Raw genomic sequence first — 25745 nt, 5'->3', positions numbered from 1 at the left:
ATGATCAACGCCAGCAAACGAAGCAAATACGTCTACGTGAAAATGAAGGACGAAGCTATTAACGTTGTCGGATGGTCATTCAAGAGATTCATGCCGGGAATGATACCTCCTACAAAAGCAGATTATGAGTTCACATGGTACTGTCCGAACAAACGAAAAGACAAAGACAATATCATGGCCGGTCAGAAGTTTGTATTTGATGCTTTACAGCATATCGGATTCATAAAGAACGACGGATGGAAGCAAATCGGGAGTGTAACGCATAGGTTCGAGGTAGACAAGAACAATCCGCGTATCGAAGTAGAAATCAGGGAAGTGTCTTAGGAGGGATGAAGATGCTAAACGAGTGGAAAGCGATTAAGAAGACAAAGAAGGATCACAGTTGCTTTGGATGCCGCCACGTAATCCCGTCAGGATCGGAAGCTCACTATTACGTAGGAGTGTTTGAAGGGGAGTTCTCCGCACACCACTACTGCATACCATGCTACAACTTCCTAGACAAGCATCACCATTATTTCGAGGAAGGGATATTTTGCGGAGAAGTTGGATATGCGCGAGAACATGAAGAAAGTAGCGTGAATAGCGCATGACCCGAGAACAACTACAAGCAGAAAAAGAAACCCTAATACAGCACATAAGATTCTATAACGTTAAAACGCCAGAGAGAGAAGAGAAGGTAAAGAGGATTGAAGAGTTGGAGAGGCTTCTAGGAGACGCGTAGAGACTCAATATACTCTTACGCTGTATCTTATCTACCGAACTGCTAGAAAGCATAGAAACCACCTTAACGGAGGCGACAGCATGAAACAAACATTGAGGGATGGAATTGCAAAGGATATATACAAGGCCAATCTTAAAAAGGCGGGGAAAAAGTAGATGCGGGAGATCAAGTTTAGAGCATGGGACACCATGCTTGAGAAAATGCTCGACTTTAAACAATTGGAACACAGCGGAATGAACCTATTTGCGCTATGCGATGGTTCAAAGCTTGTTCATCTCATGCAATACACCGGACTAAAGGATCGTAACGGAGTGGAGATATACGAAGGGGATATTGTCAAACGTGAATGGGTGGAGATTAATCCAGGTAGTGACGACTTTATCGGAGTAGTGAAGTACGTTGAAGGGTCGTTTTGCCTTGAAGATATCGAAGACCCATATAGCGGGGACACATTATCCATCGAGATTGGAACAAACGAAGTCATCGGAAACATATACGAATCCAAGGAGTGATACCCATGGTAGGTAAAATAAACCCAGTAGGAAACGTATACCCACTTAAACCAAAGAATAAGCGTCCGAAACCTGATGAGTTTTTGAAGCCTAGACCTCCTAATAATGTGTCGTAAACACCCACAACATATGGTGGAAAATGGCGAAATGTGGTACAATAAGTGGAGAAATAAGAGCAAATCAGAGAAAATTGGGTGCTCAGTTCGGAAAACAATCGATTAAGAACTCAGGAGGTCAAAAATGGATCAATTACGGCAAGAGATCGCAACTTTGGAAGAGCAGGAAATCAGTTTTCAGAATGATCTGAATAATGCTCAAGATGACAACCAAGCGCAATCATTCGTAAACGAGCTGAACATCGTACGGAACAAACTATCGGAGAAACGGCACGAGTTACAACAGCTTTTAGAGAAAGAACTGCAACGTGCGGAAGTGATCGAAGAGAAAACGCATGCGGCTGAAATTCCGTTCGCTGTTGCTGGAATTGATTTTACTGATCTACCGGCTGAGGTAATTACACTTATCGATGCGGTAGTTAAAGCGGATCGCCGCAGACTGTTGAACGAACATGCGATTGAGTTGGAACAGAACGAAGAAGAGTCGAGAAAGACAGAAGAAGCGCTTAAATTAAAACTTGAGGAACTCGAAGGTTTGTCTGATGGATTGCTAGAGCAACGTGACGCGTTGAACATTCAATTGTCTCGATCTGCTGCTGAAATTCAACGGCTATCCGAAGAGAACCACAAATTAAGTTTTGAGTTATCCGATGCTCGTAAAAGCCGCGACAACTCGTCACGATTGCTAGAAGAAGCTAATAACGAAATCGCGCGGCAACGTACACAAATTGAGGATTTCCAACGCGCACAAGAATACAACAATCGCCAAACGGAACAAGTAAGCGCAAACGATGAAGAGAAAGCATCCATTAGCGCGGCATTGGATGCAGTTAAGAAGCTGTATGCCAAGGTAGAAGACTACGGAAGCATCATGAAGGTGACGAAACCAGACGGATCATTCGAGCTTGTGAAGCGGCAAGAAGTCGCAACCGAATGGCAGGCCGCAGATGTGCCAGACTCGTTTCGTGACGATGATAATACTTCCGACACTCAAGACAATACGGTTTCTGCTACCGAAACGGCTGAGATTGTAGCACCTCCCGCATTGCAGTTTCCCGGCGAGGATGCCGAAGTACCAGCCTACACCGCATCTGGCGAGGTGGCAGCAACAGATGGTAAGGAAACACCACAAACGTTAGAGGATCGTGTAACGGCGTTGGAAGCGGCTGTGTTCGGACAAGTAAAGGCGGCGGCGTAAATGAAAGCACAGGGAAGCGTAAAAGACGGATGGATCGAAAGCATGAAAGACCTGGTTAAGGTTCAAGGAGCAGATGGAAATTGGAACTATGACCCATACATGCATGGGATGTATAACGGTATGGAGCTAATGTTGGCAATGGCGGAGGGCAGAGAACCAGAATATAAAGACGCGCCAACGGAATGGGGAAAAGATAGACCGGTTGAAATGAAAGTCGAAGCACAAAGTTAATCTCATACGGCGGGACATAAAACATCCCGCCTATATGGATGGTGAGAGAGTGGTACTGATCGGGAGAATGCTCTTTATCCGAAAATTACACAAAGACGTTTGGCATCATAGTATTCATTGGGAAAACAAGACACATACACACATGTTCGCTATTAGTCGGTCAACTATTAAGCGAGATTGGTGGAAAACCCGCAAGGAGTTAAAAGCGAAGTTCTTCAGTGCTGAATGGAAATACAAGTACGAAGACACAACGAGAACAGGAATATATATAGGGCGAGTAGCAATTGTGTATCTGATGAAAAAGAAGAAGGAGGGATAACATGAGGAACGAAGACGTATCCGAAATCCTGACTAATTTCAGATCATACCGATACGCGGCTAAGGTTGGAGAATCAGAAGGATTGCTAGACGGCGCTCCTACGCTCTATAACGACCGCAAACGCAGTCCTAATAGGTGGGATGCCACGCGATATACGCGCATCGTAAGCACCGTTACAGGAGCCGTAGACGATGTGTTGACGGATGAGCAACGAACGGTCATCATGAGGCGATACCTGGAGCGTAACCCATTAACACTTGGGCAGATCGCGGATATCCTGAATTGCGACCGATCAACCGTACAACGTCGGCACAAAGAGGCGCTTAACAAGCTTGGGATAGCGCTTGAACCATTGAACAAGGAAACCGAGATAACACCGTTTGAACACATGTTTCATCCACCGAACCCAAACTCATGGGTTGGAAACAAAGGTTAAATTGCAACATTTTTGCCCACAAATGCAACATTGAACGTGGTAACTTTATATCATGGGAAACCGAGTTAAAGAATTGAACTCTGCACATTAGGGATGCTGCAATTCCGTTCTACTCGGTTTTCCGAACAAAGGTGAAAATCGTCTTGCCGATAGCTTCCCGCCCGTGTTGGGCTGATGGATTGTCGAGACGAATCACATAAATCGTTGAGTGGCGGAAGAGAGACGCTAGGGTCAGGGGAAGCGCCTCGTTCGAACCGAGACGCCCGAGGTAAGTGTCTGCAACTGCTCACTATTCATGGGAGAATGGCCCATGGCTCACGATTAATAAGGTGAATAGCGAACCACCCGTCACTCTACACAAAAGTAGGGGTGAACACCGGTTGTCGGGTGGGGAGCATCACATATTTTTAGGCGTCGTGCTGGCTAGCCCAAGTGACTACGGCGGCACGAGTCAGGTGACAAGCGCGAAACTTCGGGAGTAGCGCATCACATAGTCAAACTCCCGATGACGTTAAATAAAACGGGATTAGGTGATGCCCGACCGAACAAAAACTGGGCGCCTAATACAATCACAAACTTAACCCATAGGGGAGCCGACAAGGCTCTTTTTTTCTTCGTCTCGACCGAATAAGCTCAACGTAGTGGAGGCCGTATAAAGGGGTGTTAATCATGAAAGCAATCTATCATTGTATAGAACTTCATGGAACACCAAAAGAAATAGCAGAAGCAGTAGCACAGATAAGAGACATAAAGTACGGTAAAGAAGCTCAAAAAGCTATGTTCGATCGTCAAGAAGGACAGGTGAGACCATGAGAACACTCACAAAGAAATGTGCCTCATGCGAGAAGGGGTATAAGGGAATGGCAAACTCAAAGAGATGCGTTCCTTGTAGGACACCGAAGAGGTGGAAGCAATTTTTGACGTATTAGTGCAAATAAATGAAGTTTAAATGCTCGAAAATGCGACGTAATACAAATATGGTTAAAAATTAGTGCAAATGAGGTGATTGTATGGGGGCAGGAATACCGCCAAATGATGAACAGCGCGAGATGATCAAGGCGCTGCTCTCGCTGGGTAAATCTAAGAATCAAGTTGCTAAAGAAGTTGGCATGTCGTGGGCGACAATAGACAAGGTGAGTAAAGAAGTCCCGGACGAGATTGAGAACTTGCGTGAACGTAAAAGAACCACATTCGTAAACAAGTTGTGGGAGAACATTGAGGATGCAATAGAGCTTGGTCATTCGATGATCAAAGAGGCTAAGGAGAACAAGAGGGAAATTCCCCTGTCTCATATCTCAACATATGTCGGCACACTTTATGATAAACAAGCGCTAATGACCGGAGGAAAGACAGCGGACATTGGCGTATCAATCGTAGATGATATCCGATGACGAGATTAACTAGCGTTATCGCCCCATCATTCCATGAGATCCACAAGGACATTAAGCAAAGAAATCATACGCATTACTGGCTATCCGGTGGCCGTGGCAGCACGAAGTCATCTTTCATATCGGTTGAGATCATATTAGGAATCATGAGCGATCCGCTTGCTAATGCCGTAGTATTGCGTAAGGTAAAGGACACGCTTAACGAATCGGTTAAGGATCAGCTTATATGGGCGATTGAATCGTTAGGTGTATCCGACTATTGGGACATGCCAGAATCGAAGCTTGTCCTAACCTACAAGCCAACTGGACAAGAGATAAGATTCAGAGGCGCGGATAAGCCGAAGAAGATTAAATCGATGAAGTTCGCTAAGGGATACACGAAATTCATCTGGTACGAGGAACTAGACGAGTTCACGAGCATGGAAGAGATTCGGATGATTAACCAATCGCTCATGCGTGGTGGCCCGAAGTTCATCGTATTTTACTCGTACAACCCGCCTAAGAGCGCTAACAATTGGGTTAACACTGAGAAGAAGCTGACTCGTCCTGACCGTATTACACACCACAGCACGTATGAATCGGTGCCGGTTGAATGGTTGGGTGATCAGTTCATCATAGAGGCTGAGCATCTTAAATCAACAAAGCCATTAGCATACGAGCATGAGTATCTTGGGATCGAGACCGGCAGCGGTGGAGAAGTGTTCGACAATGTGCAGATTCGTAAGATATCTGATGCAGAGATTGAGGACTTCACCGATATCAAGCGCGGATTAGACTTCGGATATGCGATAGATCCACTTAGCTACAACGTCATGCACTATGACCGTAAGCATAAACGGTTGTACATCTATCACGAACTGTACAAGGTTGGCATGAGTAACCGAATGGCTTACGATCATATCGTCAAAGAGAACAAGAACAACGACCAGATTATCGCAGACTCAGCAGAGCCCAAGAGCATACACGAGCTGATTCAATACGGTTTAAGGATGCGCGGAGTAAAAAAGGGGCCAGATTCAATCGAGTACGGCATAAGGTTCTTACAGAGCCTTGAAGCGATCATAATCGACGATCAACGCTGTCCTGAGACGGCACGCGAATTCCTCTCCTATGAGCTTGAGAGAGACGCACAAGGAAACTGGAAAGCAGGATATCCCGACAAGAACAATCACAGCATAGACTCGGTAAGATACGCCTTAAATGACGAATGGATGAAGTTCAGGGAAGAGAAGCCCAAAGCACCAGCAAAAACACATAACTTCCCATCAGAGCGTCCGAAACCGGATGCTTTTGTTGGTTCTACGGTTGATCAGTCTTACATTACCGGAGGTTGGTGACATGGAATATATCGTGGTTTGGTATTTCGACGCAGGCTTTAGAAGCGGAACAGAAACAAAAGAGTGTGAGACCTTGGAAAAAGCCGTTGAATACATCGAAGCTAACAAAATAAACATGATTAGTCCACGTGTATACAAGAAAGTAAATCTACAAGAGGTGTAAACAATGGAATATATGATCGCTGGCATAGTCTTCGGACTGTGCCTTTTTATATTACCTCTATGGGCTTATAGGCGCGGCTTACGCGATGGATTAGCGCTCAATCAGGGCAAGACACCTGAACCCATCAAAACCCCCGTAGAAGCGATTATAGAGCGTCGTGAAGCGAGGGCAGAGCAGAAGGAAACAAAGGCCGCTAATGATGCATTCGCGGAAGGGTTCGCAAATCTAATGTCATTCGATGGATCGCCACAGAAGAAAGCGGGTGAAGCATGAAGAGGGACGACAAGGATACGTTAACTTGGCAACTGTATCAGGATGGAATTGACTACAATACCAGGATCAACTTGTACGAGAACGTTAACAAGAATGAGCGGTTCTATGCCAATGATCAGTGGAATGGAGTCGTAGCTAACGGTCTTCCAACGCCGGTATTCAACATATTCAAGCGGATCATCAACTACTTCATCGCCGCAATCATGAGTCAGAACGTGGCAATGCAGTTTACGGCAGAGAATGTAGGCGATGACACGGATATTCCGGAAGAAGTTGCTATGAAAGAAGCAGCTGAAACCATTACGCAATACTCCAACACACTCCAAGAGAAGAACAAAATGCATCAATTCCTATGGCAAACGCTTCTTGATTGCGCTATTTCGGGTGATGGATGCGGATACAACTACTTTGATGCGTCAATTGACACGGGACAGTTGGCAAAAGGCGACATTTGTCTTGAAAACGTCGATAATGTCAATGTTTTCTTCGGCAACCCGAACGATAAACGAGTGCAAAAACAGCCGTACATCATCATTGCGTTCCGTGAATTGGTCGAAAACCTCAAGAAAGAAGCTGAGTTCTACAAGATCCCACAAGCTCAGATTGATTTAATCACTAGCGACGTAGAAACGGACTATCAATCAGGTGATCGGTCGAAGATTGAACTAGATAACAAGGGCGCTCAGACAGGGAAATGCCAAGCGTTACTAAAATTGTGGAAGCAGGACGGTAAAATCTACGCGGTAAAGAGCGTTAGGCAAACGGATATCCGTCCTAAGTGGGATACGAACCTTACGCTTTACCCTATTGCATGGATGAACTGGGATCAACGGAAAAACTCCTATCATGGACAGGCGCTAGGTACTGGATTGGTTCCGAATCAGATATTCATCAACAAGATGTTCGCTATGGCAATGATGAGTCAGATGCACACGGCGTTCCCTAAAGCGATTTACAACAAGAACGCTATCTCAGCATGGAATAATGTGCTTGGAACAGCTGTTGGTATCGACGCAGACCTACAAACTAACGTTAACAACGTCGTTAATTACTTAACACCAGGAAATATGAGCGAACAGGTATTCAAACTCATCGACCTAGCTATCCAATACACCAAGGATATGCTAGGAGCCACGGACGCGGCTTTAGGCGAGGTCAAGCCTGATAATACGTCGGCTATTATTGCCGTTCAGCAGTCGTCCTCTATACCGCTTGAAACAATCAAGAGGAACCTATATCAGTACGTCGAGGATATCGGGTACATCTGGCTAGACATGATGACAGCGAACTATGGTAAGCGGAAAATTGACATTGAGGTAATGGGTAAGCGAGTCGTTAAAGAGTTCGATTTCTCTACGCTTCGAAACATGAAGATGCGTATTAAGATCGATGTCGGGCCATCTTCCTACTGGTCACAGATCAGCGCTATGCAGACGCTTGATGCACTGTTGCAGAATGATCGAATTTCGTTCCTGCAATACCTTGAGCGTGTTCCGAACGGAATCATTCCGAAGTCACAGGAATTGATCGAGGAATTGAAATCACAGGACATGAAACAACAATTCATTTACGAACAAATGGCGCGGTTTATGGAGACATTGCCGCCTCAGATTCAAGCAGAACTACAACAACTTCCACCAGAAGAAATGGAATCTAGGATCATGGAGATGATGATGCAGCCACCGGAACAACAGGCACAGCAGAATGCGAATATGCAAGCGCAACAAGAGCAATTGCTGGTACAACAACAGCAACAAGAACAAGCAGTACAGGAGCAAGACATGCTGAAAGAGAGTATGAAGTTCCAACAACAAGTCGCATTAAAGCAGATGGACAACGAGAATAAGTTGGCTATCGCGGGGATGAAGAATAGGAATTAACGGGGCGCATCCAGTCGTGGAGCGCCCTTTCTCATGCAATCATTCGGCAATACAACAGCGGACCACCGCTTAACAAATGAGGAGGATTCACCATGGAAGAGGTAGTGCAAGAACAATCTCTGGAATCAGTCGAAACATTCATAGCTGAACAGGCGGTAAAAACGGAGAACGCCGAGCCGAGCACGGAGCAAGTGGAGACGAAACCGGAAAAAACGTTCACACAAGACGAAGTAAACGAAATGATGAAACGTCGTGTTGAACGTGCAGAAGCTTCGGCATCGAAGAAAGCGGCACAAGAAGCCCGAGACGCTTACATTGCTGAACAGAATTATGAGTGGCAGGGTAAGACGATCAAGACTGAAGCGGAGTACAAACAGGCTCTGCAAGAAAAAGCGCTCATGGAACAGTACCAGAACCGGGGCTTGGATGATGACATTGTCAAAGAACTGGTCGAGAGTAAACGATTCCGTGAAGAGTACCAAACGAAGCAACAACAGCAACAGGCAGAAGAAAAGGAACGCGCCGACTTTCAAGCGTTTATTAAGGCGTTTCCTGACGCTAAAGCGGAGGATATTCCTCCAACGGTATGGGCTGATGTCCAGAACGGTTCAAGTCTTGTAGACGCTTATACGAGGCATGAGAACCAATCTCTGAAGCAGAAGTTGGCGGCAATCGAGCAACAAAAGCAGATTGAGCAGCAGAACGAAGCGAATGCGCAGAGTTCTACGGGATCTGTGACGGGTAATGGCTCTGCCGTGCCTACCTTCTTCACAAAGAAGCAAGTAGATGGCATGAGCCAATCGGAAGTAAACAAGCATTGGGATGCAATCAATCAATCTATGAAAAATCCAAAATTCTACGATTAAAAGGAGTAGTCAAACATGGGCGTACAAAACTTTGTACCTGCGATTTGGTCGACCAAGATTCTTCGAACACTGGAGGATAACTTGGTCGCAAAGAAAATTTGTAACATGGATGCTGAAGGTGAGATTAAAAAGGCCGGTGATACGGTCTACTTCAATGGCCTTGCAGATCCAACAATCACAGCGTACACCGGATCGGTTACGTACGAAGGATTGCAAGATGCTGGCGTAACGATGCATATCGACCAACAAAACTACTTCGCTTTTAAAGTGACGGACATTCAGAAGGCGCAAGCCAACGTTGACTTGAAAGGATCTCAGGCTGCTAGAGCGGCGTACAAGCTCAAAGAAGCTTGCGACACCAATATCATGAGCCTCTACGGCGAAGCTAATCTCACCGTTACGGACGCGAGCTGTGACACGGCTTCTATTCTCTCTACGATGGGCGCAATTCAACAAGAACTTGCACAGGTTAACGTACCTTCCAGCGACATGTGGTGCGTAATTCCTCCATGGGTTCAACTGAAACTGAAACTAGCGGGCATCAAGTTCCAAATCAACAACGGTTTGAACGGTACTGGCGGCATGGCGTGGACGAATGAACTTGGTTTTGACATCTACGTTACGAACCAAGTCATCAACACAAACACGGTTCAAGCACCTGTATCCAAGGTCATGGCCGGTTCCTACAACGCTATCGCATTCGCGCAACAAATCATCGAAACCGAATCGCTTCGCCTCGAATCCAGCTTTGACACAGGCGTTCGCGGTCTTCACGTATTCGGTCGTAAAGTCGTTCGTCCTGACCTGCTTTGCACGGCTACGTTGACGTTTGCTGCTGAAACTACTATTTAATAAAACGAGAGGGATGATATAACATGGCAGTTAGCTGCACAAATACGAATCCAACGGAAAACACGATCACTACGGCGACTCGAAACGCCGCTACGTCTTCCACCATCGATCAGACTGAAGTATTCACGATTACGCCGACCAAGGCGGATAATAAGGTTCTAATCTACATCGAGAACGTAGCCGCTGACCAAGGTACGCTTACCTACTCCATCGCCGCTGGAGGCTTCTGGGCGGCTGGTGCGGCACTCACAGGCAGCGTAGCGCAAGGAGTTGGACGTTGTATTGTCCTAGAGGGTGGTAAGTACAAAGCGGCGGCAGGAACGATCGCTATCACGTTCACGCCAGCAAGCGGCAAACGCCTTCTTACTGACCATGCACTTCGCGTAACTGTATTCCAAATGCCATAAATCATAGGGGATTGGGCGGGGCTTATGTCTCGCCCTTTTTCTGTATAAAGGAGGTTTACAGTTGGTTACTTTCAAGGGAACGCCCAATATGTTGGTCAGACTTGAACCGCCTGTTGGAACGACTAGACACGTTAGATTCGATGATAAGGGAGAGTTCACAACAGAAAACGAATTGTTGATCAAACGATTCCACCATAAGTTCGATAGTGTACCGGCTAAAGGGAAAGAAACTTCAGACATCAGTGATGATGTTGAGTACCAGGATCATGGGCAGACAGACAAGAAGTACAAATGCAATCAATGTGACTTCAAATCGGACAATAAAGGCGAGTTAATGGCACATAAGAAGTCCGAACATCCGAAGGAGGGCAAAGATGAATAGTACATTGTCCCAACTGGCAGCACAATCCTATCTGAACAACCACGGCGCAAACGGCGGTAAAGCCATTACAGGAACGTCCAAAGTCTCACCGCCTGCGGGGTATTACTTTTGTGCTATCGCGGCAACAGCGGCCACCGTAGTGGCATCTCAGGAGAATGTTACGGGTTCGGACAATCCGACTCTCGGCCCCATCCCAGTGGGATTGACGGTATACGGCAAATTCTCGTCCATTACACTTACGAGTGGTACGGCAATCGGCTATTACGCCAAATTATAGGCGGTGAATCATGGCTACAACGGCTGAAGAAATATTCGAAATCACCATGGATTTGATTGATGAGCGTCAAGACAATGGACTATTAAACGAATCGGACGTTATTTCGTACCGTGTTAAGACACCTGGATTGCTTACGATTCTGCAATCAGAGCTTATTGAGCAAGGTGAAGTGTATAGCACTTACGAAATCAGCAATAAGCCGGTATCTAATCTTCTTGGGTATAATTCCGACTTTAATGTAATCGCATTTGAAGGCGAAGAATTCATCCGAGAGGCCAATTCATCGGCAAAGGCGTATTACTTCGAGGTTGATCGCGTCGGAACGGTCTATGTGGAGGACTACAACGGCGTATGGAACACGCTGGCGACGATTAACACCGTAAATACCCCTGACGGATTCACGGCCTATAAAGGAGTCGTAACACCTTCTAGTGGGGCGACTAAATCTAGACTTCGATTTACCGGTTCATACTACTACCGAACGGTTAATCGCGCATTGTTCTCTATACCGTTTGCGACAGCAGATGATGTTCCTGTATACCGTCCATGGGTTAAAAAGACGATGCCAACTGATTTTAAGTCCATTAGCGAGATCATCAACGAGGAAAAGACTAGTTATAGCCAAAGCGCGGGATACAAATGGGAAGGTAAACGAGACCTGTATATTAACTACTTCTACGATGGGAATATCCGAATCGTGTACCGGCCTATTCCAAACGTGGTCGTAACAATCGATGATACCATGCAATTGGACGATGTGACCTGTAGGACGATCGTTCCTTATGGGTTAGCCGCTCACCTATTGTTGACAGAAAACTCAGACGCGGCGAGTTTCTTTCAACAGAGATACGAAGAATTGAAAAGTGATGCATCCGAGATGCCGCCAGCAACAATTGAAGCAATAACCAATGTGTATGGATCATTTTAATCGGGGAGGGTGAGAAATGGCGACGATAACAAGACAAAAACCAAACCCTCCCGAAACTATAGATCGGTTTCTAGGACTCAACGAGGACACAACGGGAGATACCCAGTTACAACTAGGTGAGAGTCCTTCGATGATAAATTATCGTATCACCGAGAACTATAAATTACGAAAGCGCGAGGGGTATGAACAGTTATTCGCTAGTTTAGGCTCTTTTGACATACAGGGTATGTGGTATGGCTCAATAAATGGGTCGTACCACTTTTTATTTGCTGCTAACGGTCATGTCTATGAACATGATTTAAACACCGGAACCAATACAAGCAAGGGAACTTTAACCGATGCTAAGACATTTTTCTTTGCATTCGGAGAAAAAGTTTACATGCTTAACGGTTCTGAGTACAAGTATTGGGACGGCGTTACCTTCGGAGATGTGGCGGGCTATATTCCGCTTATCGCAACTGCAACCCCTCCAACGGGAGGCGGCACAGAGAATGAGAGCTTAAATCTTCTAACCGGAAAGAAGCGGCAGACGTTCAGCGGAAATAATTCGGCTACTTCTTATCAACTAGCCGAAACAGCTTTGACAAGCGTCGATGTTGTTAAAGTAAGCGGCGTGGTCAAGACCGTCACTACTGACTACACAGTTAACCTTACGACAGGCGTAGTTACGTTTGTAGTGGCACCGCCTACGGGCGTAGATAATGTCGATATTCAGTGGACAAAGGGATCTGGTAGCCGATCAGAGATTACAGGACACAAGTTCGCGATGTTCTTCGGTGGTCAAAATGACACAAGAGCGTTCTTTTACGGTAACGGCACTAACCGGTATAACTACACTGGACTAGCTTCTGGTGTACCGAGTGCTGAATACTTGCCGGCATTGAACTATCGCGAAATAAGTTCAGATGAATTTGCGGTTACGGACATCGTTCGCCAGTATGACCGACAGATTATCTTCACAAACGGTGGAGAGGCTTGGTACTCGTACTATGACCCACTTACGCTGGATAGTGGAGATGTTATTGCGGACTTCCCTACTTTCCCGTTAAACCAAACTAAGGGGAATGTTACTCCAGGGCAATCCAGATTGATCAATAACAACCCCTTCACTGTATTCAAAGGCGTTCAGGAATGGGTTGCTACGAACGTCAGGGATGAGAGGAACGCCAACTTTATCTCGAAAAGAGTGCAATCGTCTATTGAAGACTTTAGCCTTCCGTCTGTTCTCACAGTAGATTGGGAGAAACGGTGGGAGTATTGGATTTCTTACGGATCAACAGTCATCGTCTATAATTACCGGCTAGATGTCTGGTACAAGTACACCCTAGCCCATAACGTAACTTGCTTCCTGGTGAAGGATGATGAACTTCACTTTGGTACTGATGACGGCATGATCATGAAGTTCGGAGATGACCTTAGAAACGATAACGGTACGATCATCAGCGCGGAGTGGGAAATGGCATTCTACGACTTCAACGCGGAATGGCTGCAGAAATTCATCAACGAAATGTGGATTAGCCTCAAGCCGACAGACATTTCTAGCGTTGAGATATCGTATCAGACGGATAGGGTTGTCACATCAGGAACATATGTGGCGGTCTATAACAACGCATCATTCGCCAATATGAACTTTGCTGACTTCTCGTTCTATGTAAACTACAACCCTCAGCCATTCAGATTCAAAATTAAGGCTAAAAAGTTCGTTTATTTCAAGATTGTTTTGCGAAATGAAAAGTTAAACGACAAATTAACCGTATTATCAATAAATCTCGCTGCTCGTTACGGCAGCAAATCGAGGTGATATCGTGTCAATATCTCAATTTACAGACGATGTAGAGGTCATATCCGCTCTATCTGATGAGCCGAACGCAACAGACGGCCTTACTGCAACCCAACTAAAGGCTAAATTCGACGAGGCAGCGGGTCTTATCAAGGACTATCTCAACGGAACTGTTGTACCAGCTATCAATAGCAGTCTACCGGATGGACAATACGCCGAGGATGCAGGTTCTACAGATTCCTACGCAATAACGCTAGTCCCTGCGCCGTCCTCATACTTTGCAGGAATGGTTGTGCGGTTCAAAGCCAACACCGCTAACACAGGTGCGGCGACACTTAATGTCAATGGCCTTGGCGCAAAGTCGATTAAGAAGAAAGTGACGTCTGATTTAAATACAAATGACATTAGAGCAAATCAACTTTCAGAAGTAATATATGACGGTAATAACTTTCAGTTATTTTCCCCCTCTTCAAACACAATAACTGGAGATGGTGAGAGAATTGAAAAAGGTAAGGCTACAGTAAACGTAAGTGCGAGTACATCCGGGAGTACATCAATATCATTTGCGACAGCATTTGCAACGGCACCTGTCGTTGTTGTAACTTTAGTAGGAGACAATTTATATTATGCAACAGCGTTCAATGTGTCAACTTCCGGGTTTACAGCTTACGCAACTCATTCTAACAATGTCGGAACATCGGCAACACTTACAGTTCATTGGGTAGCAATTGGAATATAAAATTTAGATTAATACTATTCAGGAGATGATTAAGTTGAAAAAGTTGATTACTGTAATGGTGCTATTTTTATCATTCGTTGTACCTGCTCATGCAAATACATTCGACATACAAGAAGAAATTAATGCATTAGGTCCTAGTGGTGGAGTAGTTACAATCCCACCAGGTGAATACCTTATCACTGTTCCTATTACCATCACAAAGCCTAACGTAATATTACAAGGCAGTGGGAAAAGTACGGTTCTAATCAATGCAACCAATTCGCAGAATACAATCGTTGTATATGGGTCTGAATCTACATCAACCAATATACAAAATGATTTGATTCCAGGCGGTGGGATTGACAATCAATATCCTGTGCTTAATGTAACTTCAAGTGTTGGATTCCAAGTTAACGACAATGTGAAAATAGTTCAGTCAGGAACATCAACGAAGTTTAGCTACAACATTGTCAAGGAGGTTACAGGAAACAAAATTGTTCTTAAGGACAATATTCTCGAAAGCTACCAATCCGCAAAGCTAGTTAAAGTTAACCTCTTGCCTGATGTAACGATCAAAGACATGAAAATCAAATCGGGTGATGGCATTGTAGGTTGGGCGATTTACGCTCACCATACGAAAAATTTCACGATTGAACATGTTAACTTCTCCAAAGTCGGCCGCAATCCCATTTACGTAGAGCAGTCTTATTCCCCTCTTATCACAAGGAATATTCTGTTCGAAAACGGCAGAGCGGGTTACGGTGACTTCTCGATTGGAAGTCTTGAAAACTTCAACGCTGAAATCTCTTATAACGAGATAACAAGAAGCGGAGCAATTTACACCCGTAACAACATGTTCAGTAAAGTCATTCGTAACATGTCTAACGGTACAGGCCCAACGAACGCAGACGGTATTTCGGTAGTCGGCGGAATCGGCAATCGATATGAGTACAACTCCATCTTACGGGCCAATTGTTACGGAATATGGTTGAAAGACGGAGCTGAGAGAAATGTCATTTCAAACAACACGTTTTCCTCTGGTATTACGAGCGGAATATATCTAACAACTGCAAAGAACAACATCATTGAAAACAATGTTCTTACCTACAACAACGGTAACGGTATTTTCTTGGAGTTTGGAGCAACTGGGAATATTATTCGTGAGAATATCGTTAGAACAAATTACAGCCGAGGAATCCTTGTCCACGATGTAAATAACATCATTGATTCAAACCTATCCAGTGAAAATACCATGGAAAATTACAAATTTGAACCTGGAAACATCGTTAAAAATAACGATTAAATCAATGCATTAAAGGAGCCTTTGAAGGCTCCTTTAATATTTTATAAGCATAAGGTGGGATATAACATGGCTGCCTCGACTACAAGCGCAATAAGTAAAAAACCTGAACCAGGTTCACAAGCATCTGCGCAAGCATGGATTAACGATTCTCGGAGTGGGCAGGGTGGATTAGAAAAATATGTCGCAGGACAACAGGCTAAATATGATGCAGCTGTTGCGTCTGGTGATAATGACATGCTTAATCGTCTTGCAGCGGATCAACAACGTGTCGGGTATACATTGTCTGCACCTAAGCAAGAAGTACAAGCAAGTTCTATCAATACCAACACACCACAATCTTATATTAATCAGTTAAATAACGCTCGATTGGACTCAACCCTAGCCGCACTCGGTAAAAGCCGTGATGCGGCTTTGTCGAATCTGAACGCTGAAAAGGGCGCAATACAGCCTAAGTTCTACGACGCACGCAACCAAGTGGCAGCAGGTGCACAACAACAAGCACGTAACTTCGCTGAATACATGGCATCTAGAGGTGGAACAAGCTCGGGCGCTAATGCGCAGGCTGAATTATCCCGAAACATGTCCACTCAGGGTAATTTAGGCTCTCTAGGACGTCAGGAAGCGCAAGCCTTTACCGACATTGCACGTAGGACATCAGACCTTAATAATGCTTATGAATCTGATGTGGCAGGCGCTAAGTCGGGAATTGAAGCCGATCGTATGAGCGCGCTATTAAATCAATACAACACGGATAGACAGTTACAATTGCAAATTGATCAACTGATGGGCGTACGAAACGGACAGAAAACACTTGCTGGTCAGCAATTCGACAGAAGCGTTCTAGAATCTGATCGAAATTACGACTATCAAGTAGGTCGCGACAATATAACGGACGCTCAACAACAATGGCAAAACAACTTCAACCAAGCCCAATTTGACTGGAATAAAGCTCAAACAGCGTGGGAGAACTCGTTTAAAAACCGTAGCTTTGAACAAGACATGAAGGATGCTGCTGCATCTCGCGGACTTCAATGGGCAAGTTTGAGCCAACGAGATAAAGAATTCGTAGCAGAACAAGCTTATAGAGAAAAGCAATACCAACAAGACCTAGGTGAAGCCGCAGGAAAACGCGTATCAGGCGCTATAGACCAGTTACAGGGTCAATACGTATCTCGCGACCCATCGACCGGTTCAATCACTGTAACGAACCCACAAGCGCTTAGAAGCGCTGTTATCGCTAAGGGACTCGCAGACAACGAAACAGACGAGATCCTGATCTTCTTTGGATTACCCACCAACTAGGGGGCTAACCTATGAGCAAGTACGATAATGAACGGAAGAAGTTGGGACTGACACCTGTCGGCTCAACTTCTTCTGCTTCTTCTACTACAAAAAGTAAATATGCCGATGAGCGTGAAGGACTAACAAATTCGCTTAAAAAGGCTCAAAATGATCATAAAGTATACGAAGAGGGCATGAAGAAATCTCGCCTTATGGAGATAGAGACAAATCAGGCAAAACAGTCTAAATATCAGCAAGAGCGTGAAGAGATGGAGAAGATCGGCATGGACTTCGCCTCACAGAATGCCAAACCTCCATCCCTTAGCCGTGCAGGACTACAGCATATCGTTGATACTCAACCTGTGAAGCCCGCATTGCCTTCATATGGAGAGAGAATAAGGGACAGACTGTCAGACTTCCCGACTGTATTACAACCTCTTGTAGCGCCTATAGCGGCGTTAGAGCAAGCGCCTTTCATGGTGTCCGCTCGTCAAGGATTGGGAACAACGGTGGGGAAAGAAGACCAATACGAGTTCGGCAAAGGTGCTCAACTGGCCGGAGACGTACTCAACACCGCAGGATCAATCACTTTCTCGGGTAGCGGCGGCACAGGACTATATAATGCAGCCGGTAACGTTCTTTCTAGAATCGCACCTAACCTTGGTAATACTTCCGGTGGTAGAATTGCCAGTACGGCGATTAAAGGCGTCGCAGAGGGCGTTCCAGCGGGCGTGGGACAGGAGTTAGCGATTAACCCGGAGGCTAGTGCGCGTGAGTTTGCTGTTGCCGGTGCATTGGGTGCCGGTGGTGGGCTTATCCCTGCGGCTGGACGCGCTGTTGTGGAGAGTGCTAGGGGATTGCGTAATGTAGCCTCCAGAGGATCTCAGCCACTCGTTAAGGCGGTTGGTGGAGAGTTGGATGTAAGGGTTCCGGAAACTCCTGTAAGATCTGTATCGTCGCGTGAGTTGGCTCAGAATGTAGAATCGGATGCGCAACTTACTACTCCTGGTAGATCGACGAAAATTGCACCTGAACCACCAACGCTACGATCCCCTCGTATTCAAGGAGAGCGGGGATTCGTTCAGAACCTTGAACAATCGGGAAAACTGACACCAGAAGTAGAACGAGGTTTAGCACAATCTCCCGAACGAAGGTACGAACCTATCACCAACGAAGAAACGGTTGCAAGGGCTAATCAACGAATTTCACAGGGAGTAGACCAAGCGGAAGCTGATCTGCTTGGAAAGAATAAATACAACGCCGATGACGTCGCTACGGGCATGCGGTTAATCGATGAGTTGCAGAAGGGCGGAAATGTACAGCGAGCGGTTACAATCGCCGAGAACCTCTCCAAAGCGCTCACGGAAGCCGGTCAAACGGTACAAGCTGCGTCAATCTGGAACCGACTTACGCCGGAAGGTGCATTGTTGGCAGCTCAACGTAAGGTGAATCGTGTTAATGACAATCTACTTAAAGGACAGCAAGAGGTAAAAATAAGCAATAAACAAGCTCAGGATATCATTGATGCAGCTGGAGCTATCCAAGCATCAGGGGGGAGCCAGGAACGCGCAGGAACGGTTATGGAAATCATGGATCGTGCACGGAAAGGAGAGACGTTATCTACTTCGGATAAACAAACAATTGCAGACTTTATCGATGACGCAAGACGATTCGTTAAGAAATCAGACGGAAGACCGCCTAAGCAAGCATCAGCACCGAAAGAGATGTCTGATAAGCGTGTTGCAGATCGCGTTGTTTCGTTCCTTGAAGCACAGGAGCAAGCAGCGAAAGAACGGTTGCGCTCAAAAGGCGTTCGGGTTAGCTCCAATCCGTTAGATATCTGGGCTGATTATGCTTATATCGGCGCATTAAAGCTTGCTAAAGGTGCAACAAAGTTCGCAGATTGGTCTGCTCAAATGATTTCGGATTTTGGGGAAGAAATTCGTCCGCAACTTCGAAACATTTACGAAAAGGCACAGTCACAACTTAGCAATAGTGCAAAGCAGATCAATGAGCAAGTTGTAAGCCGTGCCGAACGAATTGCAGAAGGATACCTGAAATCCAACGCAGACAAGTTGTCGGATGGTGATGTCACATTAATCCGTGATCTAGCTCAGAAGGTATCTTCTCTGGCCGGCAAGGAACGAAACATTGCATCACAAGACCTTCAAGCCATCATGCAAGGGTTTGAAAAGGCGGGAATTGGTCGCAAACTCTCTACCGTTCAATATATTTCAATGCTGCTTAATCCAAAATCACAAATCAGAAATATCGTCGGTAATGAATTGATGTACAGATTCGAGCGACTTTCTCGTTTAATTGGTACTCCGATCGATATCGTGGCATCTAAGGTAACAGGAGGCCCACGCACGGTGACTTTCAAGAGCGGGCCGAGAGTATGGGACAACTTCTTTACCACGAGCAAAGACTTCTACAACGGGTTAATTGAGGGAGGCAGAGCCGGTTCACGTGGTGTTAGTCCAGAAGGGCTGACAACCAAATACGATATTCAAGGACCTGCGTTTACAAGCAAGTACAACCCTCTTACGTACATGGAAAAAGCACTTGGCGCAACGATGCAAGGTTTCGACTATGCAGCATTCCAACGTGCAACAAATCAGCGCATGCGGGAAATGGCGTACCTTGATGCCATCAATAGCGGTGTAAAAGGTGCGGACAACATCCGTGACCATATGCAATCGTTTATGACCAACCTCGATGAGGGCGTTCATAACCTTGCTAAGGAATATGGTAAATACGCTACCTTGCAAGATGATACCTTGCTCGCTAGGAAGCTTCTTGGATTCAGAAGAGGTGTTAACCAGCTTACAGGAAGCAAGGATTTCGGCGTAGGAAGTTTAGTCGTTCCGTTCGCTAAGACTCCCGCTAACCTTCTCCTGAGAGGTCTAGAATACAGTCCTGCGGGAATCCTAAAGGCCGTTAAACAGACTCATGAAATCTTACGGAAGAAGAACACCAGTTTAACCCGCGCAGACGTTATTGACTCCGTTTCTAGAACGATTATGGGATCAGGAATGGGTGTACTGGCTTACTGGCTTGCGGATAAAGGCGCGTTGTTCGGTAAATCAAACGACGATCCCGAGGTTCGCAAACTGCAACAACAAACCGGCATTAAAGATTTCCAAATAAACGGTTCCGCTCTCTCTCGTATGGTCGGCGCGTTGGTATCCGGTGGTGACGTGAACAAGGCGGCAAAACTTCAACCCGGCGACACTTTATGGGGTTATTCTTGGGCGCAACCAACCGCTACTCCAATCGCGGTGGGGTCTAACGTGTATCAAGGAGTTAAGGAAGGTCAAAGTGGACTAAAAACAGCAGGGGAAGCGGCGCTATCTGGCCTTTCTACAGTGTTCGATTCGTCTGTGCTTTCTGGCATCCGTGAAGCGTTCCAAGTTCCTTCGGGAGAAGACAATGCCATCAAAGCAATCGGTACGAACCTGATCAAACAAGCTCCCAATATGTTCACTCCATCGATTCTTAAGAATATCAACGCTTATTTGGATGATCGTGTTAAAGAAACGTACAGCCCTGATACTGCGGATAGCTACCTAAATCCCGCTAAATCGGGAATACCTGGACTTGCTCAGGACATGCCGCAACGTGTGAGCACGCTAGGAGAGCCTCAGACGCGCCCTAATTCGTTCTTCGATATCTTCGTAACACCTGCGGATAGAAGCAAGTACAAGCCAACTAAAGAGGCTCAACTTGTTATGGACTTGCTCAATGAAACAGGCGATAATAGGCTTGCACCGAGAGCAGTCGATAAGTACCTGTCGGGCAAAGACTCTGTAACCGGACAACAGAAGAAAGTTAATCTTTCCCCTGAGCAGTATGTTCAATTACAGACGATCGTTGGTCAAGAAACAGCGAAACGCATTTCACAAATCAACACGAACTTACCTACAGATAAGAAAGTTGAACTCGTACTTAAGGCGTTTGATGATGCCGGTCGAATTGGTCGTAACGCGCTTAAGCGAGAACTAGGTATAAGAGAGGCGAGGTAATGTTCAAAAAGTACACGCCTGAACAGGAAGAAAGATACAATCGTATCGAGAAGAAAATATCTGAATTGTTTTGGGGATTGGTTGCGGTGGCTATGATCATCGCAATGGTTGTGTACGGACCATATGTTCCATAACGTGGAGATCCCTTCGGGGGTCTCTTTTCATTTCAACAGGAGTTGATGTCGATGTGGTGATAAAACTAGTCGAGAAATTCTGTACATGCTGTGAAAAACCAGCAGATACTTGCCAACTAATCAAGACATTGCGTGACATGCGAGCTGATCGTTTCGCAAATATCTTCATAGAGGAACGCGAGGTTCCGAATGTATGATATTGTCCTAGAAATCGTCCACGCCATAATGAAGAACGGATTGAGCCTGTCGGCACTCGGCACGGCTCTTTTTGTTCTCCTAAAACAGAGAAAGGTAAAACGTGCGCTACGTAAACGTCTTCCTTGGCTTCTTAGGGACGATTCAGACGTGCTTAATTACGAGGCTAGACAAATACGCATAGAAGCTAAAATAGACGCTCTAATGAGCGCACAGGAGGTCACATGGGATGCAGAAAAGAACGACTCATCGATAAGTACGGAGAAGAAGTCGTCGATATCATCATGGGCGGGGAAATCATCTGTCCATATTGCAGATGCGTACACAGCAAAGGAATCAACTACTACTTTGAGGGGGAACCGAGAGATGAAGGAATACCTAAAGAAACTGGGCCGCACTAAGTTCCAAGCCTTTTTACTCGCCACATTTACGAACATCGGTCTCTTGATCGGATACCTAATGAACGTAAACGACGTACAGTCCGAAGTGAGCGCATATACACCTTTGTTTATCGGCGTATCTCAGCTCGTAGCCGGTATGGTATATCAATGGGTAGAGGGATCAATCGACAAAGCCAAGGTTAAAGCGGAGGTAAAGGATGAGGAATTTAAAACTAGCACCGAACATTTCGAGTAACATTCCTCCGATTATCGATATCACAGATCAACTGCCGAAAAAAGCATCCTGGGAATCGCTGAAAAAGAAGTACATCGTAAAAGGTCAATGGGACGGTAAAACGTATCACCAGGGTAAGTTTAGAGATCCGAAGGATATCGATACAATCGTCATCCACCACTCAGGACCTCCTAATGGAACGTTGCAGTCTCATGCTCGCTTCCATGCAGATAAATGGGGCGCGGGAATCGCCTATCACATCTGCATCGATCAAGATCAGATTAAACAGGTCAATGATCTCCGATCGTTCACATATCACGCCGGTAACAACAACACCTACACAGTTGGTATTGAGGTAAATCGCGACTTATCTAAGGTTGATCTAACACCACGAGAGCGAGAGCTTCTATATGCGGCTATCTTGAGCGTTAAGGCGGTACTTCCGATTAAGCATATAGTAGGCCATCGCGAAGTTTCTCCTACAGCATGTCCGGTAACGAGCATGGACAGGATCCGTGCAGACATCTTATCTATGGAAGAAGAGATGTCGTTTAACCAAGACACAGCCGCATTAGCAGCAGACGCCTACAAGCTAGCGACACGCGTCAAGGATCTCCAAGGAAAGCTTAAACATCCTACATGGGGTAAAGAGTCTGCGCGTAAACTAGGACTCCTTAAACCAGTAGTAGACGGCACAGCAGAGGTAATCGCATCGACCATCCTATCCCTATACAAGACAGTGAATGATGAAGGATTCGTTGGAGAGAATGCGGATAAACTGGCGGGGATCGTCGCAGAGGCTAAAAAAGAAAAACTGATCTAATGAGGGGCGTTCTGCCCCTTTTTCATTTGTCTCGACTATAGTCATATGACTAAACATATGGTAAAATATAGTTGAGGTGATATGATGATACGTAACAAAACAATCAAGTTTAACATGGATAAAGAAGAAGACCGGTTATTGTGGGATTGGCTAGAGAAGCAACCGCACGGATGGTTCAGCCACTTCACGAAAAAGGTCTGGAAAGACACGATGGATAAGAACATACGAGTAGATGAGTATATTAAAGCGGAGAAGATGAGGGAGGATAAGTGAATGAATGTTAATGATGAGATTGTAGAGTATTGCGTAAAACCAGGCACTTACAAAGGGTGGAAATCTGTGTTCTGCGGTGCTGGGTCACTTGTGTTTGAAAAACAAAGCAAAAAAATCTCTGCTTATCGTGGAATTGGCGTAGATGGATGGATGAAAGAAACATGGTTAGAGTGCAAAGAAAAGATCGACCAGATTGAAAGTGCAGGTTAAACCGCCATATACCAAGGAGGAATAACGATGGAACATAAATGTGAACAGATTGGAAATCGACAAGAAGATATTAGAAGTTATTACGATCATGATTTGAAAAAGACTATTTACTATTGCCACTACTGTGGAGAAAAGTTAAAGGAGGAATAACATGTACAAAGTAAAAAATGAAGTGTATATTAAGTATCTAAAATCACGTTTAGAGATTGCAGAAAAAGCGTTGGAAGAAGTTATGGTGTTTGAGAAGCAGTACAACGACTGTATAAACAGAAGTGTTATGCCTGACCATGAATCATTCATTTCCGCAATGGGTGGTAGTGCAAGCTTAGCCCTCCAACAAATACGCTCATGAACCGCGCATCTATAGAAGAACTACAACTAATCCGTGAATCCACAATGATACCTATGCTAATCGACATAGCCGTAAAGAACCGAGATGAGATAGCAGTCACAGAGTACACCTTTACACCGCTGTATGTGGCAGCATGTGACCGTGTGTTGTATCTCCTACATGAACGTATGCGCGAGGTTAAGCAACAGCTTAGAGAGGGTAAGATAAAAGTGTGGCAAGGTGAGCAGACGGAGTTCATCCTTTACACCAACTACGCATGTAGAGGATACGAAGACAGATTCGGGATCACGCGGGAACATCTCAAGACAGAGCTTAGGGTAATGCTTACTGAGTATATGAAGAACAGTCAATCTTAGCCGGTTGGCTGTTTTTTTGCGTCTTTTGATGTAACACGGAGATTCGGGACGAGGACGCGAACGTTTACGTCCGCGCCTGCACGCGGGGGCACGAGGGGAGCTTGACGTCGGTGCACGCCAACAGTCTGGAAGACGTGCCGGATACGATCACGGACATGTGCATGCTCGACGGGCGCGGTATGAACCCGGCACGAATGACGCGGCGCATCGCCGAGCACGTCACGCAGATCGGTCTCGAGATGAGGATGATCGGCGGCGTTCGCAAGCTGGTTCGCATCGGCGAATACGAGTGGAAGGACGGGGAGATCGAGGTGAGAGACGTAATGCGATACGAGGAGAGGGAAGGCCGCTGGCGATTCCCGGAGCCATTCTCCGAACGGGCGTTAGCTAGAATCGCGCGAATGGATCCGGACGGACTAGAGCTCGTCCGACGGCTAGCGGAGGCGGAGGGATGTTGACCTTCGCGCTCATCTCTCTCTCGGCCGTGCTCTTCCTGTTGTTCTTCGTTAGCATCCGATTCGGCATGGCGGCATGGTCGGTTCAACAGTCTCGCAAGAGAAGGCTTGCATCTTATCGCGACAACGGGTGGAGCAAGCTGCGAGATCGGCAACTGGCCAAGCTAGGCAAACCTTATGTGCACGTCTCCGACATGCTGCTGGCGCTTGGATGGAAAGTCGGGCCGAACGGCTTCGCTTTGTTGTCGCTTGCGATGGCGCTTCTGGGCATAGCTACGGGGGTGCTGCTCTTCCAGTCGATCCGATCCGTCGTTCTGCTCTTTGCCGTTCTCGGCAGCATGCCCTACGTGATGCTGCGAATGTCGCTCGTGAACCGCCAGATGGCGACCCGGCTCGAGTTTCTTCCCGCGGTGGAGCTATTCTATCAGAGCTACTTGATCTCGGGCCGCCGCCACGTTCGAATCGCATTGCAGAAGACGGTGGAAGAGAGAAGGCTCGGCGGTCGCGTGCAGTTCGTATTCGACCAGTTGTATCGTAATCTGTCGGTCAGGTCGGACGATGACGGCAGCATACGCCGGTTCGCGTTATCGTTCGGACACGTATGGGCCGATTACTTCGCGAATATCGTCAAAGTTTCGCTCGAGGAAGGCAACGATATCTCGGCGAACTTGAAGGAACTGATCGCCGATATGCGCAAATCCCAGATGGACAATCAAGCGGAGCGGCATCGTCTTCTCGAGATTCGTCTGGCGAACTTTACGCCGATCGTATTCCTGGCGTTGTTCCTCGGCATTAACTTTCGACTGAATCATGAGGCCAGCTACCGGTATTACGTGACGGATCCAGGGGGGCGCGCGATGCTCCTTAACGCGATCGTGCTGTTGTTCTTGTCGTTCATGATGGGCTTGTATTTATCGCGGCGGAAGCTGTAGGAGGAGG

The 25745-nt window shown here is 46.1% G+C and carries 29 protein-coding genes; all 29 read left to right on the top strand.

Annotated elements, in window-relative coordinates; translation table 11 throughout:
* The 29 genes from ACFQZG_RS20720 (at position 1) to ACFQZG_RS20585 (ending at position 25738) form a co-directional block, all read left to right on the top strand.
* Complete coding sequence (locus ACFQZG_RS20720) at positions 1-324, top strand: RusA family crossover junction endodeoxyribonuclease (RefSeq protein ID WP_378155986.1); 324 nt, start codon at positions 1-3, stop codon at positions 322-324.
* A 552-nt stretch (positions 325-876) separates the two neighbouring features.
* Positions 877-1233, top strand: coding sequence for a YopX family protein (locus tag ACFQZG_RS20715; protein ID WP_378155984.1), 357 nt, complete (start codon positions 877-879; stop codon positions 1231-1233).
* A 240-nt stretch (positions 1234-1473) separates the two neighbouring features.
* Entirely contained in the window at positions 1474-2547 is a 1074-nt protein-coding gene (locus tag ACFQZG_RS20710) for a hypothetical protein (RefSeq protein WP_378155982.1), read from the top strand.
* Positions 2548-2778 carry a hypothetical protein gene (locus tag ACFQZG_RS20705; RefSeq protein ID WP_378155980.1) on the top strand — a complete coding sequence of 77 codons (231 nt, stop codon included), beginning with the start codon at positions 2548-2550 and terminating at the stop codon, positions 2776-2778.
* A gap of 320 nt (positions 2779-3098) precedes the next feature.
* Positions 3099-3533 carry a sigma factor-like helix-turn-helix DNA-binding protein gene (locus tag ACFQZG_RS20700; RefSeq protein WP_378155978.1) on the top strand — a complete coding sequence of 145 codons (435 nt, stop codon included), beginning with the start codon at positions 3099-3101 and terminating at the stop codon, positions 3531-3533.
* Between the two features lie 669 nt (positions 3534-4202).
* On the top strand, positions 4203-4346 hold the full coding sequence (locus ACFQZG_RS20695; RefSeq protein WP_378155976.1) for a hypothetical protein: 144 nt from the start codon (positions 4203-4205) through the stop codon (positions 4344-4346).
* A 197-nt stretch (positions 4347-4543) separates the two neighbouring features.
* A complete protein-coding gene (locus ACFQZG_RS20690) occupies positions 4544-4924 on the top strand; it encodes a hypothetical protein (RefSeq protein WP_378155974.1) in 381 nt (126 codons plus the stop codon).
* A complete protein-coding gene (locus tag ACFQZG_RS20685) occupies positions 4921-6258 on the top strand; it encodes a PBSX family phage terminase large subunit (RefSeq protein WP_378155972.1) in 1338 nt (445 codons plus the stop codon). The genes ACFQZG_RS20690 and ACFQZG_RS20685 overlap by 4 nt, the downstream gene beginning before the upstream one ends.
* 1 nt (position 6259) lies before the next feature.
* Entirely contained in the window at positions 6260-6421 is a 162-nt protein-coding gene (locus ACFQZG_RS20680; RefSeq protein ID WP_378155970.1) for a hypothetical protein, read from the top strand.
* Positions 6422-6424: 3 nt separating this feature from the next.
* Entirely contained in the window at positions 6425-6694 is a 270-nt protein-coding gene (locus tag ACFQZG_RS20675) for a hypothetical protein (RefSeq protein WP_378155968.1), read from the top strand.
* Complete coding sequence (locus tag ACFQZG_RS20670) at positions 6691-8574, top strand: hypothetical protein (protein WP_378155966.1); 1884 nt, start codon at positions 6691-6693, stop codon at positions 8572-8574. The genes ACFQZG_RS20675 and ACFQZG_RS20670 overlap by 4 nt, the downstream gene beginning before the upstream one ends.
* 92 nt (positions 8575-8666) lie before the next feature.
* Positions 8667-9440 (top strand): hypothetical protein, encoded by a 774-nt coding sequence (locus ACFQZG_RS20665; RefSeq protein WP_378155964.1) that lies wholly within the window; start codon positions 8667-8669, stop codon positions 9438-9440.
* A gap of 15 nt (positions 9441-9455) precedes the next feature.
* Complete coding sequence (locus ACFQZG_RS20660) at positions 9456-10292, top strand: phage major capsid protein (protein WP_378155962.1); 837 nt, start codon at positions 9456-9458, stop codon at positions 10290-10292.
* 23 nt (positions 10293-10315) lie between these two features.
* Positions 10316-10699 carry a hypothetical protein gene (locus ACFQZG_RS20655; protein ID WP_378155961.1) on the top strand — a complete coding sequence of 128 codons (384 nt, stop codon included), beginning with the start codon at positions 10316-10318 and terminating at the stop codon, positions 10697-10699.
* A 61-nt stretch (positions 10700-10760) separates the two neighbouring features.
* A complete protein-coding gene (locus ACFQZG_RS20650; protein WP_378155959.1) occupies positions 10761-11081 on the top strand; it encodes a hypothetical protein in 321 nt (106 codons plus the stop codon).
* The gene (locus tag ACFQZG_RS20645) at positions 11074-11358 is read left to right on the top strand and encodes a hypothetical protein (protein WP_378155957.1); all 285 of its coding nucleotides are present in this window, start codon (positions 11074-11076) and stop codon (positions 11356-11358) included. The genes ACFQZG_RS20650 and ACFQZG_RS20645 overlap by 8 nt, the downstream gene beginning before the upstream one ends.
* 10 nt (positions 11359-11368) lie before the next feature.
* Positions 11369-12286, top strand: coding sequence for a hypothetical protein (locus tag ACFQZG_RS20640; protein ID WP_378155955.1), 918 nt, complete (start codon positions 11369-11371; stop codon positions 12284-12286).
* Between the two features lie 16 nt (positions 12287-12302).
* A complete protein-coding gene (locus tag ACFQZG_RS20635) occupies positions 12303-14087 on the top strand; it encodes a hypothetical protein (RefSeq protein ID WP_378155953.1) in 1785 nt (594 codons plus the stop codon).
* Between the two features lie 4 nt (positions 14088-14091).
* Entirely contained in the window at positions 14092-14805 is a 714-nt protein-coding gene (locus ACFQZG_RS20630) for an H-type lectin domain-containing protein (RefSeq protein WP_378155951.1), read from the top strand.
* A gap of 34 nt (positions 14806-14839) precedes the next feature.
* Entirely contained in the window at positions 14840-16087 is a 1248-nt protein-coding gene (locus tag ACFQZG_RS20625) for a right-handed parallel beta-helix repeat-containing protein (RefSeq protein WP_378155949.1), read from the top strand.
* Positions 16088-16153: 66 nt separating this feature from the next.
* On the top strand, positions 16154-17389 hold the full coding sequence (locus ACFQZG_RS20620; RefSeq protein WP_378155947.1) for a hypothetical protein: 1236 nt from the start codon (positions 16154-16156) through the stop codon (positions 17387-17389).
* Positions 17390-17400: 11 nt separating this feature from the next.
* Entirely contained in the window at positions 17401-21393 is a 3993-nt protein-coding gene (locus ACFQZG_RS20615; RefSeq protein WP_378155945.1) for a hypothetical protein, read from the top strand.
* Between the two features lie 323 nt (positions 21394-21716).
* Positions 21717-22358, top strand: a complete 642-nt coding sequence (locus ACFQZG_RS20610; protein WP_378155944.1) for a hypothetical protein — start codon at positions 21717-21719, stop codon at positions 22356-22358.
* On the top strand, positions 22321-23160 hold the full coding sequence (locus tag ACFQZG_RS20605; protein ID WP_378155942.1) for a peptidoglycan recognition protein family protein: 840 nt from the start codon (positions 22321-22323) through the stop codon (positions 23158-23160). The genes ACFQZG_RS20610 and ACFQZG_RS20605 overlap by 38 nt, the downstream gene beginning before the upstream one ends.
* A gap of 273 nt (positions 23161-23433) precedes the next feature.
* A complete protein-coding gene (locus tag ACFQZG_RS20600; RefSeq protein WP_378155941.1) occupies positions 23434-23643 on the top strand; it encodes a hypothetical protein in 210 nt (69 codons plus the stop codon).
* Positions 23644-23794: 151 nt separating this feature from the next.
* A complete protein-coding gene (locus tag ACFQZG_RS20595; RefSeq protein WP_378155939.1) occupies positions 23795-23995 on the top strand; it encodes a hypothetical protein in 201 nt (66 codons plus the stop codon).
* A complete protein-coding gene (locus ACFQZG_RS27600; RefSeq protein WP_483862645.1) occupies positions 23992-24351 on the top strand; it encodes a YhjD family protein in 360 nt (119 codons plus the stop codon). Before ACFQZG_RS20595 ends, ACFQZG_RS27600 begins: the two co-directional genes overlap by 4 nt.
* A gap of 110 nt (positions 24352-24461) precedes the next feature.
* Positions 24462-24809, top strand: coding sequence for a hypothetical protein (locus tag ACFQZG_RS20590; RefSeq protein ID WP_445297465.1), 348 nt, complete (start codon positions 24462-24464; stop codon positions 24807-24809).
* On the top strand, positions 24803-25738 hold the full coding sequence (locus ACFQZG_RS20585; protein WP_378155937.1) for a type II secretion system F family protein: 936 nt from the start codon (positions 24803-24805) through the stop codon (positions 25736-25738). Before ACFQZG_RS20590 ends, ACFQZG_RS20585 begins: the two co-directional genes overlap by 7 nt.
* The last annotated feature ends 7 nt before the right edge of the window (positions 25739-25745 follow it).

The organism is Cohnella sp. GCM10027633 (assembly GCF_042675445.1).
In the GTDB taxonomy this organism is placed as follows: Bacteria; Bacillota; Bacilli; order Paenibacillales; family Paenibacillaceae; genus Cohnella.
Note: the sequence above shows the minus strand (reverse complement) of the source record. Positions and strands in the feature narration are given on the sequence as shown.